The sequence below is a fragment of the Terribacillus sp. FSL K6-0262 genome, from assembly GCF_037977385.1.
GTDB lineage: Bacteria > Bacillota > Bacilli > Bacillales > Amphibacillaceae > Terribacillus.
Genome location: NZ_CP150277.1, coordinates 1,115,274 through 1,132,394, shown reverse-complemented (window position 1 = coordinate 1,132,394; position 17,121 = coordinate 1,115,274). Strand labels below are relative to the sequence as shown.

The following is a 17,121-nucleotide window of genomic DNA, read 5'->3' as shown; positions in this document are numbered from 1 at the left end:
AGCGTCATGAAAAAGTTACTGACTACATGTTTGAAAACGATCATCTTTTTTATCGGATGGGCGATTATCATTTCTTTTACGCCCGATATACAAACGAATAATCCAGCATTTTTGAGATTATGGTGGGAGTTTTCCCCTTTTGCGGTAGTTGCTTTATTTTCTGTTTTCTTTGTTCTTATCATAGAAAAGGGGAAAATACGGATTCCGATAACTTACGGATTCTTTAAAAATTCACTGATCGGCATGGCAGCAGGTATCCTATGGCTGGGGAGTGTGGCAGCGATCCTATTCCTTACAAAAACAATGCATATAACAGGTCACAGCCATATTGATTTTATCTGGGTTTGGATTCTGGCCTCCCTATTGAATGCTGCTATGCAGGAATTGCTGATGAGAGGTTATCTATATCAGTTATGGAAGCAAAAATATAATGCAGCTGCGGCAGCTGTTTTTACTACCATCTTATTTACAGTGATGCACGGCGGAGCTTTTGAAGCAGGTATGATCGCAGTATTCAATGTCGTTTCGATGAGTATATTTGCTACATTGCTTTTAGAATATACAGGTACGATTACAGCCCCCATAATAGCCCACTTTACTTGGAATACGATTGGAGCGATTGTACTTGGCGGTGTATCATTGGCGAGTGATTATCCAAATCTCTTGAACAGTTCCTTTCAAGGAAATCAATTATTATCAGGCGGCATATATAAAATGGAAGGCAGTATCATTGTTTCAATCGTCCATGTCATCTTCATTGGCTATTTATTGATCGTGAATAAAAGTAAATCCAATGCAACATCATATGAATCAAGATTCATTGCAAATAAAAAGGAGCTTGGATGATCCAAGCTCCTTTTTCGGCTGCGTCTTCCCATCATCCAGCACTTACTTCAAGAATTGCTCTTTGAAGAAGTCCAGCTGGTAATCCAAGGTCAATGCATCATTGAACAGGAAGGCATTTGCATCCGCAGTCAAAACATGACCTTCCTTGACAGCAGGTATTTCTTTGAAGAGTTCTGTATCCTGGTAGGAATTATCCTGGTCGCTGTATTCACTGATGACAAGATAATCACCGACATAATCAGACAGCACTTCCGGGGAAATCATCATATATCCCTCTTTTTCAGTCATTTCCTTTACTTTATCAGGCATTGCAAGGCCCATCGCTTGATAAAGGACTTCCGTACCGCGCCCCCAGCTGTCGCCAAGCACGCCCATCCCTTTGTCATAGCTCTCCATTACAGTGACAGTGGCATCTTCCCCGATTTTGGCTTTGATTTCATCGCCTGCAGCCTTGGCACGTTCCTTGAAGTCATCCACCCATTGCTGTGCTTCCTCTTCCTTATTCAGCAGTTTCCCGATTTCGACGTGCTGTGTCAGGTAATCGACCTTGTTATATGTATATGTGACAGTAGGTGCAATTTCTTTAAACTTGTCCAGATTCTTTGTTGTATCAGCTGCGATGATCAGATCAGGCTTAAGCTCAAGGATCTTTTCCACATCGTCTTCCGATACAGTTTCAGCATCTTTTAATCCATCGGCAAGCACAGGGCTGCTCTTGGCCCATTCATCGACACCGACGATATTGACACCAAGGGAAAGTACATCACCAGCATAAGATGCCAAGACCACGACTCTTTGCGGATCGGTAGGAACTTCAACCGGACCTGTTTCGGATTCGTAAGTAAAAGTCTCTTTTGTCTCTTTCTCACTTCCGTCCGCTGTGGATTCCTCTGAAGTTCCACATGCACTCAGCAAAAGTAAAAAGAGCCCAATACATGCAATCATTGCTTTTTTCATTTCATTTACCCGCCTTCTTTATGGTTTGAATCACCGAAATTTTGATAATGATAATCAATATCAATTAGGTAAATAGTAGAATGAAATCAGCATAATGTCAATGTATTTTGAAGCATAAAGAGTAATTGATGGATGCTATGTGAAGAAGTGAGCTGCATATCGTCAGGCATCATGCAGCAGAGGTTCAGAATGGACTGCTTGCATCTATTTTCCTTATGTTAAGATAAGGAGGTTGATAAAATCTTTTAAAGAAAGGGCAGGAATGACTTCATGCAATTGGAATTGGACACAATCTTAATCATCGCTCTTTTCGGATTTCTTGCCGCATTCATTGATTCTGTAGTGGGAGGGGGAGGGCTGATCACCATCCCGGCGCTGCTGTTTGCAGGCTTGAATCCTGCTGCTGCAGTGGCGACAAATAAATTGGCCGGGACGATGGGGTCATTTACAAGCACGCTTATGTTCTATCGGTCAGGCAATCTTGAACTGAAATCGGTCATGAAGTATTTTCCTTTATCGTTCATTGGCTCGCTGCTCGGCGCCTGGACCGTCCATATCATCGATCCGTCACTGTTCAAGCCGCTTATGCTGGTCATGCTGATTGCCGTGGCGATTTATACCATCATAAAAAAGGATTGGGGCAGTGTCTCGACCTTTAAGCGCTTGACGGCAAAAAGGCTGCTCATCTTCGCGGCTGTCCTTGCGCTTATTGGTTTTTATGACGGGTTTCTCGGACCGGGCACAGGCTCATTCCTCATGTTTGCGTTCCTATTCATAGGCTATGACTTCTTGCACGCAGCCGGTAACGCTAAGCTGCTGAACTTCGGCAGCAACATCGCAGCACTCATCCTCTTTATCATTTTAGGGCAAGTACACTATGCAGTCGGGCTGATCATGGGAATATCCGGAATTTTCGGCTCCATCGCTGGTTCGCGTTTTGCCATCAAGCGGGGGAGCGGCTATGTGCGGATCCTGTTCATCGTCGTAACGACAGTGCTGATTGTGAAGAATGTATATGATTACATAAAGGAGCTCATGTAAAAGTAAAAAGGCCGGTACGGCCTTTTTTGATCGAGGAAAAGTACCGGTACCAGATCACGCTCCGCCAGAACGGATCACGCTCCGATGCCCGGTACCCATATTCATAGGTTACGTGCTGAAAACGATATCAGGTCAAGTTTTTTTTGAAATGAGTAAGCGTTATACTGTTATCAAGGATAAAGCTGTGGAATAAAGGAGAGCGTATGGCGACGATTAAGGATTTAGCCAAATTGGCTGGTGTTTCGGTGACGACTGTATCCCGCGTGCTCAATGATCACCCTTATGTGAGTGAGGGGAAACGGAAGGCAGTGCTGGAAGCGATCAAGCAGACCAAGTATGAGAAAAACGTGAATGCCGTACATCTGAAAACAGGCAAGACGCAGCTGATCGGTGTCGTACTGCCTTTTTCGGATCACCCTTATTTTGGGCAGCTATTGAAGGGAATAGCGAAGCAAGCATTCAAGCATAATTATAAACTTGTATTGATTCAGACGGATTACCAGGAAAAGAGGGAAAAGGAAGCCCTGCACATGCTGCGGCAAAAACAAATAGATGCACTGATCATCTGCTCCCGGAGTTGTGATTTGGACTTGATTACATCTTACACGCAATATGGACCGATTGTTGTAGGCGAAAAAGCGAATGGAGATACACTTTCTTCTGCTTACATCGATCATTATCAGGCTTTTCAAGATGCACTCGCCTATTTGTATGAGTCGGGACATCGGAAAATAGGTTACTCTGTCAGCAGGCTCGGCGGGACGAGCAGTAAGGAGCGAGCAGCGGCTTATCGGGATTTCCTTGCAGCGAAGGGGCTGCCATACCGATTGGATTATGTGTTTGATAAGATGTTATATTTCGAGGATGGAAAAAGACTGGTAAATCAGATCCGGCGCTTGGAGGATCCGCCATCCGCACTCATCATAACGAATGATCAAGTCGCCGCAGGCGTGATGACCTGCGCCGGCAGAGTTGGCATGCATATACCGGAAAAGCTGGCCATCATCGGTTTTGATGACCATCCGATGGCACAAATGATGGGAATCACAAGCATGCATATACCGCTTGAGGAGATGGGTGAGCATTTGTTCAAGCAGGCAGTGGAAAAGGAATCAAAAGATAAAGTATTCCGCGCCACACTGAGAAAACGTGAGACAGTGCAGTAAAGAGTCAACTGCAGTTTTGGAGGATAGTTTATGTTTGGGACATTATTCAATGTAGCAATGATCATCATAGGAAGTACACTTGGGACCGTATTCAAGAAGGGAATGAAGGATAGATATCAAACAATCCTGCTCCAAGCCATGGGATTGGCGGCTCTGGCATTAGGGGCCAACGCAATCGTGGAGCATTTGCCGGCCAGTAAGTATTCCGTTCTTTTCATCGTCAGCTTGGCAATTGGAGCAATTCTCGGGGAAAGTCTGGATTTGGACGCAAGATTCAACCATCTCGTAAAGAAATTTTCCAAGTCAAATTTGGCAGAAGGACTATCCACAGCCATCCTCCTGTTCTGTATTGGATCTCTTTCCATATTGGGACCGGTTGAAGCGGCGCTGCATAAGGATTATTCCTATTTGATGGCCAATGGCATGCTGGATTTCGTAACCTCACTCGTCCTTGCTTCCACCTTCGGATTCGGGATAGCGATATCCGCTGGTGTTCTCTTTGTATGGCAAGGATCGATTTATATGGTGGCAAAGGCATTGGAAAGCACCGTGAATATCGATTTGCTGAATGAAGTGAGCATCGTGGGCGGCGTGCTGATCATGGCTTCTGGATTGAGCATCCTAGGGATCAAGAAATTCAAGACCATGAACTTCCTGCCTGCGCTGCTTGTCCCGCCCGTGTTCTTTTTGATTTTGAAGTTATTCTGAATCGTATGGATGAAGCAGATAAGGAGGAAGCACATGGATGACCGAATTAAAGAAGCATTTCTTAGATCCAGGTCCAAGGACAAGCAGGAAAGCTATGAAGCATATCTGTATATCCTGCAAACCACAGGGAAACAGGTAGACTGGGCATATGAGGTCTGGGATGATTTGCTGGAAGGTTTAAGGGACAAAGATAATCATCAGCGATCCAGATCAGCTCAATATCTAGCCAATCTAGCGAAAAGCGATCCAGAAAAAAGAATGCTCACTGACCTGCCAAAGCTCTGGGAAGTGACGAAGGATGAGAAGTTTGTCACCGCCAGGCATAGTCTGCAAGCCATCTGGAAAGTCGGGCTTGCCGATGATGTCCTAAAAGGGAAAGTCATGTCCTGCATGGCAGACCGCTTTGTAAATGGTAGAAATGAAAAGAATCATACGTTGATCCGATTCGATATCATCCAGAATATGAAGCATTTGTACGATCAGCTTGGTGATGAAGGAATCAGACAGACGGCGCTGGAATTGATCCAGACGGTAGAAGATGAGAAGTATAGGAAAAAATACAGTCGGATTTGGAAATGACAAAAAGCCTGTCAGCAGCTGCTGACAGGCTTTTTAACTATTCTTTTCCTCCACGAACCCCAATTCATTCCCGTCTAAATCAGCGATCGTAAATTTTTTGCTTCCCCAGGGAGTGGAGAATAATTCTTCTATTACATGTACTTCCTCTTTCAATTCGTCCCATAAGGATTCTATATCTGAAACGTTGAAATTGAACCTGCCATGGGAAGGATGATTTTCATCCTCCTGTTGGAATTGGGTCAGTTCACAGTCTGAAAGGCAGATTCCGCGATATTTCGAAGGACGCCGGCACTATGCTTGAACTGTTCTTTCTCCTTCTCGTCCAAAGGCAGCTCAAGGACCTGCTGTGCCCCTTTGCGGCCAACAATGCTCGGAACTCCGATGTAGACATCTTTCTCCCCATATTCTCCATCGAGATGTGCGGTTACTGGCAATATTGCTTTTTCATCCCCGAGGATCGCCTGTGTGATGCGGGCGAGGCTCATGGCGATGCCATAGTAAGTTGCGCCTTTTTTCTCGATCACTTGATAGGCTGCATCCCGGACATTTACATAGATCTCATCTAAATCTTCTTGCTTATAGCTGCTGTCTGTCTGCATCATCGCTGCAAGCGGCACACCCCCGATAGTCGCTTGGCTCCAAACAGGCAGTTCGGTATCGCCGTGTTCACCAATCATATATGCCTGTACGTCATGCGGAGCAACTCCGAAGTATTCGCCAAGCATGAAGCGAAGGCGGCTGGAGTCGAGTGTCGTACCGCTTCCGATGACACGTTCCTTTGGCAGACCGCTGAATTTCCAGACAGCATGTGTCAGCACATCGACTGGGTTGGTTGCAATCAGGAAGATACCGTCAAAGCCGCTAGCCATGACTTCGTCGACAATACCTTTGAAGATCTTGACATTTTTGCTGACCAGATCAAGTCTTGTTTCCCCGGGCTTTTGATTGGCACCGGCTGTGATGCAGACGATATCGGCATCTTGGCAGTCAGCATATGTGCCATAGCTGATTTTTGTCGGGCGAGGGGCAAATGCTTGACCGTGATTCAGATCCATTGCATCGCCCATCGCCTTATTCTCATTCAAATCAATAATCACCAGTTCATCCACGATATTCTGATTGAGCAGTGCGAACGCATAACTGCTTCCTACGAATCCCGCACCGACTAAAGCTACTTTATTGATTCTTTCCATGTAGATCATCACCTTTGATAAGATTTATAATATGTGAATAACTTCACATTCTTTATATTTATATTGTGCGATACTTCACAAACTTTATCAAGACCTTTGCTTTGAATAATTTGTGAACGTTTGGAATATTCTTCGTTGAGGAGGGTTTCGCATGTTTACGATACTGTTTGCTTTCGGGATCTTCATTTTGATCGTCTTCTTTGCGGCAGCGCGCACAATGATAGAGAAAGGGAAGGGAGAATGATGTTTTAGTATCTGCAGGGGAACAACAGGTCATCCAATCGGGGTAACAAAATGCCGGAGGTGAAATGCATGGCTGTGAGAACTGGAGAGGACTATCTTGCTGGAATCGATGCAATGGGCAATAAAGTCCTTAGCGGCAAAACGATCATCAATAAGCCTCTTTCCAAGCATGCTGCATTCCGAGGAGTAATGTGCACACAAGCGGGGTTGTATGATTTACAGCATGATGCTGCATATGCTGATAAGCTGACATATACCGATCGTGATTCCGGAGAGATTTATGGGCTTTCTTTTCTAAAGCCTGAAACAAGCAGCGATTTGGCACGGCGAAGCGGCATGATCAGGTGCTGGGCGGAGAAGACACACGGGATGATCGGACGGAGCCCGGATTATATGAATACAGTCCTGATGGCGCTGGCTTCTTCCGCTTCGTTATTGGAAGGGAAGGAAAATTGCTTCCCTGCTCATTTGCGAAGCTATTATGAATATGTACGAGAGCATGATCTGACCATGACACATACATTCATCGATCCCCAGGTGAACAGAGGGGGATTTTATTTTGAACAGAAAGACGATCCGATTGCCGCAAAAGTCGTCGGGCGCAATGCGGAAGGGATCATTATCCATGGGGCGAAGCTGTTGGCCACTCAAGGCGGCATTACGGATGAGCTTGTCGTGATGTCTTCCGCAGGCTTCGAGCAGGATAGGTGTTATGCATTTGCCATTCCGAGTAATACAGAGGGCCTGACCTTCGTAGCGCGGGAGTCCTTCACTGGCGGGAAAAGCAAAACTGATCATCCGCTCAGTGCCCGATATGAAGAGATGGATACAATTGTGCTGTTTGACAAAGTCCTGATACCTTGGGAGCGGATTTTCTACTATGATAATGTCGCAGTGGCAAACAGCTTCAAGAATGAGAGCAGTTTCGCCCCCTTTGGTTTACACCAGGTGCTGATCCGGCGGATTGCAAAGCTTGATTTCATCATCGGCCTCATCCAATCCTTGATAGAGGAAATCAATATCGCGGAATATGATCATGTGCGGGAGAAGGCAGCAAAGCTGTTCATCCTATCGGAGGTCCTTCAATCACTGCTGCAGCAGGCGGAGGCAGGAGCTGCCCCTGATCGTTGGGGTGCATGTTGTCCGGATTTGAAGCCGCTCCAGGTGGCTTCCAATATATTTGCCCGAAAATATATGGAGATTGCGCCGATGATCCAACAGCTGGGGGCGAGCGGACTGATGAGCATCCCGCCGGTGCAGGTGTTCAAATCGGATAAAGGAATGGAATTGAACCATTATCTGCAGGGTGCGACGAAACCGGGGAAGGATCGCGTGCAGCTGTTCCGGGTGGCTTGGGATTTTGCCATGTCCTCCTTCGGCACAAGGGAGACCTTATATGAATATTTCTTTTTTGGAGATCCTGTTCGGCTGATCAGCCAATTTTACGGTTCAATCGACTTCCGGCCATATAAAGAGAAGGTAGATGATTTGCTGTCATGAAAGAGGCTTCATCCTCAGGATGAGGCCTCTTTTCTATGTCAAAGGATTCTTCCATCATGCCGAAGATTCTTTGATAAAATGAGGGATGAGATGCAAGGATAGCGCCAGTCTTGAACTAACAGGTGCAGCAAAACCAGAAGCATAAGGGGGGAATCGCTATGATAATGGTAAGTGCATGTTTGGCAGGGAAGCCTGTCCGCTATGATGGATCACCTGCGACGGATACAATGGTGGGACAGCTGATTGCCCAGAAGAAAGCAATCAGCGTATGCCCTGAATTGCTAGGCGGCTTTATGACGCCAAGGGAACCAGCTGAAATCATCGGCGGGAATGGGTATGATGTCTTGGATGGAAAAGCAAAAGTCATCGAGCTGTCGGGTGCAGATGTCACCGATATGTACATAGAAGGTGCAGCGCGCTCTTTAGCCATCGCCAAAGAGCAAAAGGTGGAGCTGGTCGTATTAAAGGAAAACAGTCCGTCATGCGGCAGCTCCGTCATTTACGATGGTACTTTCCAGGGGCAAAAGCAAGCGGGAGCAGGGGTGACAACCTCCATGTTCAGAAGAGCAGGCATCCGTGTCATTTCCGAAGCGGAGCTTGAGCAGGAAATGGGAGGATGAACAAAATTGCCATAGTCGGTTCACCTGGATCGGGGAAGTCTACTTTGGCTAGGATGCTCGGCCGGATAATGCATCTGGATGTATGGCATTTGGACGCGATACTTTGGAAACCGAATTGGATCCTCGCTTCCAAGGAAGAACAGGGGGAGATTCAATCCCAGCTCGTTAAAAAGGATGGTTGGATCATCGATGGCAATTATGACAGCACCTTGGATATCCGGCTGAAACCAGCTGATATGATCATTTTCCTGGATATGCCGCGATGCCTATGTTTGTACCGTGTCCTGAAAAGACGGCTGATGTATCATAATCGTTCGCGGCCTGATATGCAGGAAGGATGCAAGGAAAAAATTGATATCCAATTCCTGAAATGGGTATGGGAATTTCCCGCGAACAAACGCCAGGGTCTGCTGGATAAGCTTTCGCAACTGGAACAGGACAAGCAGATCGTCCAATTGAGAAGCAGTCGGGAAGTAAAGGCATTTTTAGATAAAATGAAAGACCAGATGTAAAGCATCCTTTACATCTGGTCTTTTTTGGTATATCTTGTGTGTAAAGGTACCTTTACACATGGATGGGCAGGTTGCAGATGAAAGTAAATAACCGAGTAAAAGAGCTACGGCAGGAACGATCGATTACACAAGTGAAAATGGCAGAGGATTTGGCTATTACCCGTCAAACGATCAATGCGATCGAAAAAGGGAAGTATAATCCCAGTTTGGAGCTTGCTCTTCGCATGCTTGCATACTTTGATGTGCCTATGGAACAGCTTTTTTATCTGGAGGAGGAGTAGGATGCGAAAGATGAAGAAACGCTACGAATTGCTGATCTATGTTTTTATCACGCTTTGCTGTTTCGCGGGCTTATGGCTTGGATGGGAGCTCGCGGAGGAACAGCTTCCATCGGGAAATGGCTTGCTCTTCATCATCCTGGCAGGAGTCATCGGGGGAATTGGCCTGCCAATGATGCTCAGCTGGTTCAAGCGTAAGCGGCGAGAGCCTGATATGGATGAACGCACCTTCCGGATGATGAAAGATTATCTGCTGGCTGCCTTCTTCGTTATATCATTTCTGTCAGGGAGTCTGTTGCTCGTACTTATTGGGGTAGGCTGCAATACGATCGAGCTCGGGTGGCTTGCCGTATACGGAGGAGTGATTGCCTTTCTCATGACAGCAGGATTATTTGTCGTGAAAAGGTTCTGATCATCCAAGAAGAAAGGAATGCAATCCATGGATTATAAAACCAATGTCATGCGCTTGCTTGATCAACGGAAAATACCATACGAATCGCACAGCTATGCCGATACAGGAGCCATCAGCGGAACAGAAGTGGCGGAGGTGCTGGGACAGGATCCGGCTCAGGTGTTCAAAACACTTGTGACGGTCGGCAAATCGGGTCGGCACTATGTATTTGTCATCCCTGTCCCCAAGGAGCTGGATTTGAAGCAAGCTGCGGCAAGTGTAGGGGAGAAATCGATCCGGATGCTCCCGGCAAAGGAGCTGCTGCCGCTTACGGGCTATGTACACGGAGGCTGTTCACCGATTGGTATGAAGAAGGTTTTCCATACCGTGGTGGATGAAAGTGCTTTGGATTTCCATACCATCATTTTCAGTGCCGGGAAAATAGGCTATCAGGTAGAAATCACCCTGACGGACCTGGGGAGGATCTTGCCTTATAAATTGACTTCACTCAGCCAATAGAGTAAGGCTCCAGCTTCATCAAGAAGCGGAGCCTTTTTATTTTCCGTTTTCCTCAGACGGTGTATAGTTAGGACTAGAGAGTCTGGTATCTTTTTTATACTGAATAAGCAATATGTGCCTACTTCCAAGACGCTGTTTGCCATACTATGATGGAAGAAGTTGTTTTTGACCAGAGGATGATGGGCGGAACTGGGCCCTACATAAATTCAGTTATTTAACACACACTGATAAAAAAGGAGAAAGATGGATGACAGATATGAAATTAGAATCGAAAGCCGTTTCGATCTTAAAAGATAAAATTGAACTTATACCCACAGCTGAAGGAGCGATTTATCTTGTCGGACCAATCAAACTGCCTGTGAACCTTTACGGGGAAACAGTCATTTTCCAATGGTACTGCTGGCTGAATTGCGATGAAGTGGCCGAGGACTATGAAAAAATCATCGAAAAGCTATCTGACATGAACCTGGCGGAAATGCAGCAGTCCAGTGTATTGGTGTATGGAGATTTTGCCGAGGCCGAGGATGCTTTGATCCGGATGCATTCCATTTGCCATACCGGCGATATTTTTGGCAGCAAGCGCTGTGACTGCGGCTTCCAGCTGAAGCAATCCATGCAGAGGATCGTGGAGCATGGCACAGGTGCATTGTTCTACCTGGCAAATCATGAAGGACGCGGAATAGGCTTATTCAGCAAAGCTATGGCTTACATCCTTCAGGAAAATGGATATGATACAGTGGAAGCGAATGAAAGCCTTGGCTTTGTGGATGATTCCCGGGATTATACCGATGCGATTCAAGTGCTGAAGACACTCCGTACGAAGCCTGTTACACTCATGACGAATAACCCGCGTAAGCTGGCTGCCATGGAGCAGGCAGGAATGGAGCTTTCCGGACGGTCGGCATTATGGGGGGATGTATCGGAATTCAACGAGAAATATCTGAAGACGAAAATCGCCCGATCCGGTCACCTTGGTGATGAGGAGATCTGCAGCAATGACTGATCACACTTTCTATATGGACTTGGCCTTGCAAAACGCCAAGGCGATGAAAGGGCAAACGGATCCGAATCCGCTGGTAGGATCGGTGATTGTGAATGACAACCGCATTGTCGGTATCGGTACCCATCTGAAAGCCGGGGAACCGCATGCCGAGATTCATGCCATTCGGATGGCGGGAGAGAAAGCGAGGGGCGGGACGATTTATGTCACGCTCGAGCCTTGTTCCCACCATGGTCGGACGGGGCCTTGTGCAGTGGCTATCAAAGAGGCCGGATTAAAGAGAGTAGTCATTGCCGCGCTGGATCCGAATCCATTGGTGGCTGGCAACGGTGTGAAAATTCTTGAGGAAGCCGGTATTGAGGTGATCATCGGCGTCCGCGAGGAAGAATCCCGCAGGATGAATGAGGTTTTCAATAAGTTCATCGTCGAGAAGAAACCTTTTATCACGCTGAAAGCAGGCACGACCTTGGACGGTAAAATTGCTAGCCATACGCTTGATAGCAAGTGGATCACATCGGCAGCTTCCAGACAGGATGTCCATCAGCTGCGCAGTCAGAATAAGGCAATCCTTGTCGGGGTGAATACGGTTATAGAAGATGATCCGGAACTGACAGCCAGAATTCCGAATGGACGGAATCCAATCCGGATCATCCTGGATTCCACTTTGCGGATCCCGATGGATGCCAAGGTGATCACTGATAACTTGGCTGACACTTGGATTTTCGCAAGTCAGCAAGCGGATGAAGAAAAAGAGAAGGAGCTGCTGGCGCAAGGCATAAAAGTCTTTCGGACAAGCGGATCAAACCGGGTGGACGTAAACGAAGTGGCTGGGATATTGGGTGAACAGCTGGTTTCTTCCGTTTTGATTGAAGGAGGCGGGAGCATCCATGCCTCCTTCCTGGAAAACCACTTGATTGATAAAGTCGTCCTTTACTTCGCCCCGAAATTAATCGGCGGACAGGATGCACCAACTTTCCTGGAAGGTACGGGCTTTGCCAAGATGGCCGATGCAGTGGAGCTGACCGATACGGAGATCATCAAAATCGGACAAGACTTCAAATTCATCGGCTATCCGCTCTATGACAAAGGGGAAAAGAATCAATGAAATTCGGCTTTGACATCGATGATACACTGATTAATTTGCGGGAGCATGCTTTCCATATTTATAACAGGAAATTGAATCAAAAGATTCCAATCGAAGCATTTCATGAACTGGAACGAGTCGAAATCCATGAACCATTCGGGCTGACAGATGAACAAGGCTCCCAGATGTGGAATGCCACTTTGGAAGAAATCTATTATACTGCGTGCCCGCCGTTTCCGGATGCAGTCGAGCTATTGCAGGAACTGGAGCAGGACGGTCATGAAATCTACTATATTACCTCCAGACCGAAGGAGCATAGAGAAAGAACGATGGACTGGCTTCGTGATACAGGCTTTCCAGTCAAGGAGAATCAGTTCTTCTGCGGTATGAAAGATCAAGAAAAGGTGCATATCATCAAAGAATTGGGACTTGATTATTATTTCGACGATAAGCCAGACGTATTGCATACGCTGCTTGAAGAATCCGCAACAAAGGTGTTCGTAAAAGATCAATCGTATAATCGACTTGTAACGCTGCCTAGAATAGTCGATTTATCGGAAATCAAGAAAATTATACGCAGTAAATAAAAGGATTGACGGTGATATTCCGTCAATCTTTTTTTGCTTTCTGCAAAACAGGAGGAAATTCCCAACCGATGGAGAAATAGATATAAAGAAAATTTTGATAAAAAAGGATCAGGAAAATATGATGAAATAAGGATGCATCTGTAATGGGGGGAGAAGTGACCATGGGCCTGGTTTTGTCGGTTGATGATAAGGTTTTTGGGGAGTTGCTTCATGACTTCTATAATGTGATGAAACTGGAAAGAGAAAATGAAGCGGCGATTCTGGCAGAGACAATCGATGCGATGAAAAATGCCAGTGAATCGGAGGAAGAACGAATTACCGCAGATTTGCTGCATATACGCTATCAGGTAATGCGGAATGAAGTGAGGACTGCAGAGGAGCTTTTAGAGCAGTTCGAAGCACGGAGGCATTCATTGTCTCGGCAGAATGCATACTTTTATCATTATTTTAAAGGACAGATTCTTTTTAAAAAGAAAAAATGGAAAGAAGCGATCCGCTATTACGAGTATGCAGAGAATTATATGACGGAGGAAGAAGAGAAAGCGGATTTCTACTATAAGCTGGCCAATGCGTATTATCAGACTTATATTCCAGCTCTTTCAGCACTGCATACAACAAAAGCGCTGAGCTTTGCAGCAGTTCATAAACAACAGCTGCATCTGGCTAAATGCAAGCTGCTGCTCGGATTGAATCACATGGAGATACGGAATTTCGAACAAGCGGAACGTAATCTGCGTGAGGTGCTCGATTGTCAGCCTGCACCCCATGAAACATCGCTGGATTTAACCTCGATGGTGCATCATAACTTAGGATTGCTGTGTTTTGTTCAGCATTTATTTGATGAAGCAGTCAACCACTTCGAAAAAGCTGTCCATTCCGATCCGTGCACGCACTATATGAAGAGTCTTTACTATCTGACAGAATCGTGCTTCCGCGCTAACCGCATCCAGGATGCCATGCACTATTATCATCTGGGGTTTGCCAAGAGTAAGGAAGAGGGGGATGTGCATTATCAGTGGGCGTTCGCTATGCTTCATAAGCAGTTTGTCGATCGTGACAGCTTTGAAGCAGTATGGACTCAGGGGATAGACTATTTTGAAGCAACTGGCGAGAAAGACAGTGTGCAATATTACAGCCTTCGCATGGCAGAATATTACATGCTGAAAGGAGAAGAAGAGAAGGCAAATCATTATTATCGGCTTGCCATACAGTAAAGCTGTTTCATTTGATAGGCCTTTCCTACTATTTCTAAAGGATCGCAAAAGCGGAATCTGTATATACAGTGCCAATCTAGGTGAACCGGAAAAATCTTTCAAAATTATTACTATTCTATTAAATTTCTCGTATAAATATTCCATCTTCTAATTTTCCCCCTATACTGAAGCTGTGGAGTGCCGATCCACATCGGTTCACAAACTTGGCAGCGAGGGGAGAGGAAGGAATAATGATCAGCAAATCACGGCAAAGCAAGGGAGCAGCAGTCGTCTTCTTCGTGATCAGATTGTATCTTGGGTACACATTCCTGTCAGCGGGCTTGGGTAAGCTGATGAGCGGAAACTTTGATGCCAGCGGATTCGTCCAGGGAGCCTTGGCACGTTCGGAGGCGGGTGTCATCCAGAGCTGGTGGGGAGATTTCCTCGAAACTGTCGTCCTGCCCAATGCTGGGATATTCAGCTTCCTTGTCATGTGGGGGGAAACACTTGTCGGATTGGCGCTTTTGCTTGGTGCTTTCACGGGATTTGCAGCTCTGATGGGGATATTGATGAATATTTCCTTCCTATTAAGCGGGGCTTTTACACAAAATCTGATCATGATCGTCCTGGCAATCGTGCTGCTGATCGGCGGATCGAATGCTGGCCGGTTCGGCATTGATAACTGGATCATGCCTTCCCTGCGCAGCAAAGATCACAACAAAAGAGCCAGAAACAGCAAGAGACAGCTTATATGATAAAGAAGGACATGCGCTTTTAGTGCGTGTCTCTTCATGAAGAAAAAATTTCTTGTTGAAATAAGCCGAAGTGTGTAGTACAGTTAAATGAGTTTTTCAATTGCATACAAATCCTCATCATTTGATGAGGTAGAGGTTGCGGCTGTTAAAAGTACAGACTGGGAGATCTGGAGAGATCATCGATCAGGCTGGAAAGGAACAGCTGCCGAAGCCGGATGGGCTCTCCAATCCTTCGGCTGGGCCTGCACTCGAATAGGGGCAGGACTGTCACGTCAGTAGCAAAGCTGGCGTGTTGCGCTATCTTTGTGAGAATGATGCTGTTTATAAGTAAAGGCCGTTCGGATAGAGCAAGCTATCCGGGACGGCCTTTTTTCGTATCTATAGCGCAACTGTGCAAGAACAGAGAGGGGAAAAGAAAGTGGGCAATCGAAACAACACGAAACAAAAGGGCTTACGCAGGGAACTGAAAGCCCGTCATCTAGGGATGATTTCCCTTGGCGGTACCATTGGTACAGGATTATTCCTGGCCAGCGGGGGAGCCATCAGTGAGGCAGGTCCAGGGGGCGCTTTACTTGCATATGCGCTGATTGGCTGCATGGTATTCTTCTTGATGACAAGCTTGGCGGAAATGGCGGCATTCATGCCCGTATCCGGAAGCTTCAGCACATATGGATCTCGTTTTGTCGATGAATCGTTCGGGTTTGCACTCGGCTGGAACTATTGGTTCAACTGGGCCATCACAATCGCAGCCGAGCTCGTTGCCGTAACATTGATCATGGGATTCTGGTTCCCTGATACACCATCTTGGATCTGGAGTGCCATCAGTCTTATCATCATGTTCTTATTGAATTATATTTCCGTCAAAGGCTTCGGGGAATCAGAGTATTGGTTCGCTTTGATCAAAGTCGTGACCGTAATTATCTTCATCATCGTCGGTGTATTGATGATTTTTGGCATCCTCGGCGGGGATTCACCTGGTTTCTCTAACTTCAAGGTGGAAGATGCTCCATTCAATGGCGGCTTCCTAGCCTTGCTTGGTGTGTTCATGGCAGCAGGTTTTTCCTTCCAGGGAACGGAATTGCTCGGTGCAGCTGCGGGAGAGGCTGATAATCCTAGAAAATCCATTCCAAAGGCGATTCGCTCCGTCTTCTGGCGGATCCTATTGTTCTACATCTTGGCTATCTTCGTCATCGGGATGCTGATTCCTTATACAACAGAAAGCCTGGCAAGTGATGATGTCCGTCTGAGTCCGTTCACGCTGGTGTTCGAGAAAGCGGGAATCGCATTTGCAGCATCAGTCATGAACGCGGTCATCCTGACTGCTGTCCTGTCTGCCGGTAACTCTGGCATGTACGCGAGCACACGGATGCTGTGGAACTTGGCGAAAGAAGGGAAAGCACCTGCATTCCTTGGTAAGCTGAATAAAAATGGCGTACCAGTAAACGCGCTTATCGCCACAACGGCGGTAGGCTGTGTAGCCTTCCTGACATCCTTCTTCGGGAATGGTGTCGTGTATACATGGCTTTTGAACGTATCCGGTATGGCAGGCTTCATCGTCTGGGTCGGTATTGCTGTCAGTCATTACCGATTCCGTAAAGCATACCTTGCCCAAGGAAACGATATCAAGGATCTGCCATATACAGCTAAATTCTATCCAGCCGCACCGATACTAGCCTTTGTGCTATGTGTCATCGTCATAATCGGCCAAAGTTTCTCTGCTTTCACAGCAGACGGCATCGATTGGGGCAGCTTGATTGCATCCTACATCGGTATTCCGGTCTTCCTGCTTTGCTGGATCATCTATAAAGTCAAAAAGAAAACGAAGGTGTACAAATTGGAGGAAGTTGATTTGACTACTCCATCACATGAAACAGCACCTGAATGAGCAAAAGCTGCCGATCACTCGGCAGCTTTTTTGCTTGGAAACGGGAAGCTGCATCCGGCAGCTG

19 protein-coding genes and 1 riboswitch are annotated in these 17,121 nt (G+C 46.4%); of the genes, 17 read left to right on the top strand and 2 right to left on the bottom strand.

Annotated elements, in window-relative coordinates; all coding sequences use genetic code 11:
- Positions 1-6 precede the first annotated feature (6 nt).
- Complete coding sequence (locus MHI54_RS05765; protein WP_340082597.1) at positions 7-846, top strand: type II CAAX endopeptidase family protein; 840 nt, start codon at positions 7-9, stop codon at positions 844-846.
- A 42-nt stretch (positions 847-888) separates the two neighbouring features.
- On the opposite strand, the gene MHI54_RS05760 is transcribed toward MHI54_RS05765, so the two are convergent.
- On the bottom strand, positions 889-1,803 hold the full coding sequence (locus MHI54_RS05760) for an iron-hydroxamate ABC transporter substrate-binding protein (protein WP_095216890.1): 915 nt from the start codon (positions 1,801-1,803) through the stop codon (positions 889-891).
- Positions 1,804-2,073: 270 nt separating this feature from the next.
- On the opposite strand from MHI54_RS05760, the gene MHI54_RS05755 reads away from it, so the two are divergent.
- The 4 genes from MHI54_RS05755 to MHI54_RS05740 all read left to right on the top strand — a co-directional run bounded on the left by MHI54_RS05755 (position 2,074) and on the right by MHI54_RS05740 (position 5,297).
- Positions 2,074-2,844, top strand: coding sequence for a TSUP family transporter (locus tag MHI54_RS05755; protein ID WP_095216889.1), 771 nt, complete (start codon positions 2,074-2,076; stop codon positions 2,842-2,844).
- Between the two features lie 203 nt (positions 2,845-3,047).
- A complete protein-coding gene (locus MHI54_RS05750) occupies positions 3,048-4,010 on the top strand; it encodes a LacI family DNA-binding transcriptional regulator (protein ID WP_095216888.1) in 963 nt (320 codons plus the stop codon).
- A 30-nt stretch (positions 4,011-4,040) separates the two neighbouring features.
- A complete protein-coding gene (locus tag MHI54_RS05745; RefSeq protein ID WP_095216887.1) occupies positions 4,041-4,718 on the top strand; it encodes a DUF554 domain-containing protein in 678 nt (225 codons plus the stop codon).
- Positions 4,719-4,751: 33 nt separating this feature from the next.
- Positions 4,752-5,297: a hypothetical protein gene (locus MHI54_RS05740; protein WP_095216886.1), complete on the top strand. Its 546-nt coding sequence runs from the start codon at positions 4,752-4,754 to the stop codon at positions 5,295-5,297.
- Positions 5,298-5,536: 239 nt separating this feature from the next.
- On the opposite strand, the gene MHI54_RS05735 is transcribed toward MHI54_RS05740, so the two are convergent.
- Complete coding sequence (locus tag MHI54_RS05735; RefSeq protein ID WP_340082926.1) at positions 5,537-6,496, bottom strand: L-lactate dehydrogenase; 960 nt, start codon at positions 6,494-6,496, stop codon at positions 5,537-5,539.
- Positions 6,497-6,802: 306 nt separating this feature from the next.
- Here MHI54_RS05735 and MHI54_RS05730 point away from each other — a divergent pair, with 306 nt between their 5' ends.
- From MHI54_RS05730 to MHI54_RS05675, 12 genes are all read left to right on the top strand, one after another.
- Positions 6,803-8,233, top strand: a complete 1,431-nt coding sequence (locus MHI54_RS05730; protein ID WP_340082595.1) for a 4-hydroxyphenylacetate 3-hydroxylase N-terminal domain-containing protein — start codon at positions 6,803-6,805, stop codon at positions 8,231-8,233.
- A 158-nt stretch (positions 8,234-8,391) separates the two neighbouring features.
- The gene (locus MHI54_RS05725; protein WP_095216884.1) at positions 8,392-8,853 is read left to right on the top strand and encodes a DUF523 domain-containing protein; all 462 of its coding nucleotides are present in this window, start codon (positions 8,392-8,394) and stop codon (positions 8,851-8,853) included.
- On the top strand, positions 8,850-9,365 hold the full coding sequence (locus tag MHI54_RS05720) for a DNA topology modulation protein (protein ID WP_095216883.1): 516 nt from the start codon (positions 8,850-8,852) through the stop codon (positions 9,363-9,365). The genes MHI54_RS05725 and MHI54_RS05720 overlap by 4 nt, the downstream gene beginning before the upstream one ends.
- Positions 9,366-9,442: 77 nt before the next feature.
- A complete protein-coding gene (locus MHI54_RS05715; protein ID WP_095216908.1) occupies positions 9,443-9,646 on the top strand; it encodes a helix-turn-helix transcriptional regulator in 204 nt (67 codons plus the stop codon).
- Position 9,647: 1 nt separating this feature from the next.
- Complete coding sequence (locus MHI54_RS05710) at positions 9,648-10,055, top strand: hypothetical protein (protein WP_095216882.1); 408 nt, start codon at positions 9,648-9,650, stop codon at positions 10,053-10,055.
- Between the two features lie 27 nt (positions 10,056-10,082).
- Entirely contained in the window at positions 10,083-10,553 is a 471-nt protein-coding gene (ybaK, locus tag MHI54_RS05705; protein WP_340082592.1) for a Cys-tRNA(Pro) deacylase, read from the top strand.
- A 247-nt stretch (positions 10,554-10,800) separates the two neighbouring features.
- The gene (locus MHI54_RS05700) at positions 10,801-11,556 is read left to right on the top strand and encodes a GTP cyclohydrolase II (protein WP_095216880.1); all 756 of its coding nucleotides are present in this window, start codon (positions 10,801-10,803) and stop codon (positions 11,554-11,556) included.
- Complete coding sequence (ribD, locus tag MHI54_RS05695; protein WP_340082590.1) at positions 11,549-12,658, top strand: bifunctional diaminohydroxyphosphoribosylaminopyrimidine deaminase/5-amino-6-(5-phosphoribosylamino)uracil reductase RibD; 1,110 nt, start codon at positions 11,549-11,551, stop codon at positions 12,656-12,658. The genes MHI54_RS05700 and ribD overlap by 8 nt, the downstream gene beginning before the upstream one ends.
- A complete protein-coding gene (locus MHI54_RS05690; RefSeq protein WP_340082589.1) occupies positions 12,655-13,224 on the top strand; it encodes an HAD family acid phosphatase in 570 nt (189 codons plus the stop codon). Before ribD ends, MHI54_RS05690 begins: the two co-directional genes overlap by 4 nt.
- Before the next feature lie 161 nt (positions 13,225-13,385).
- Entirely contained in the window at positions 13,386-14,438 is a 1,053-nt protein-coding gene (locus MHI54_RS05685) for a tetratricopeptide repeat protein (protein ID WP_143594505.1), read from the top strand.
- Between the two features lie 230 nt (positions 14,439-14,668).
- Positions 14,669-15,172, top strand: coding sequence for a DoxX family protein (locus tag MHI54_RS05680; protein WP_340082587.1), 504 nt, complete (start codon positions 14,669-14,671; stop codon positions 15,170-15,172).
- A gap of 122 nt (positions 15,173-15,294) precedes the next feature.
- Positions 15,295-15,480: riboswitch (Lysine riboswitch) on the top strand.
- A gap of 110 nt (positions 15,481-15,590) precedes the next feature.
- The gene (locus MHI54_RS05675; RefSeq protein WP_095216875.1) at positions 15,591-17,057 is read left to right on the top strand and encodes an amino acid permease; all 1,467 of its coding nucleotides are present in this window, start codon (positions 15,591-15,593) and stop codon (positions 17,055-17,057) included.
- Positions 17,058-17,121: the final 64 nt, after the last annotated feature.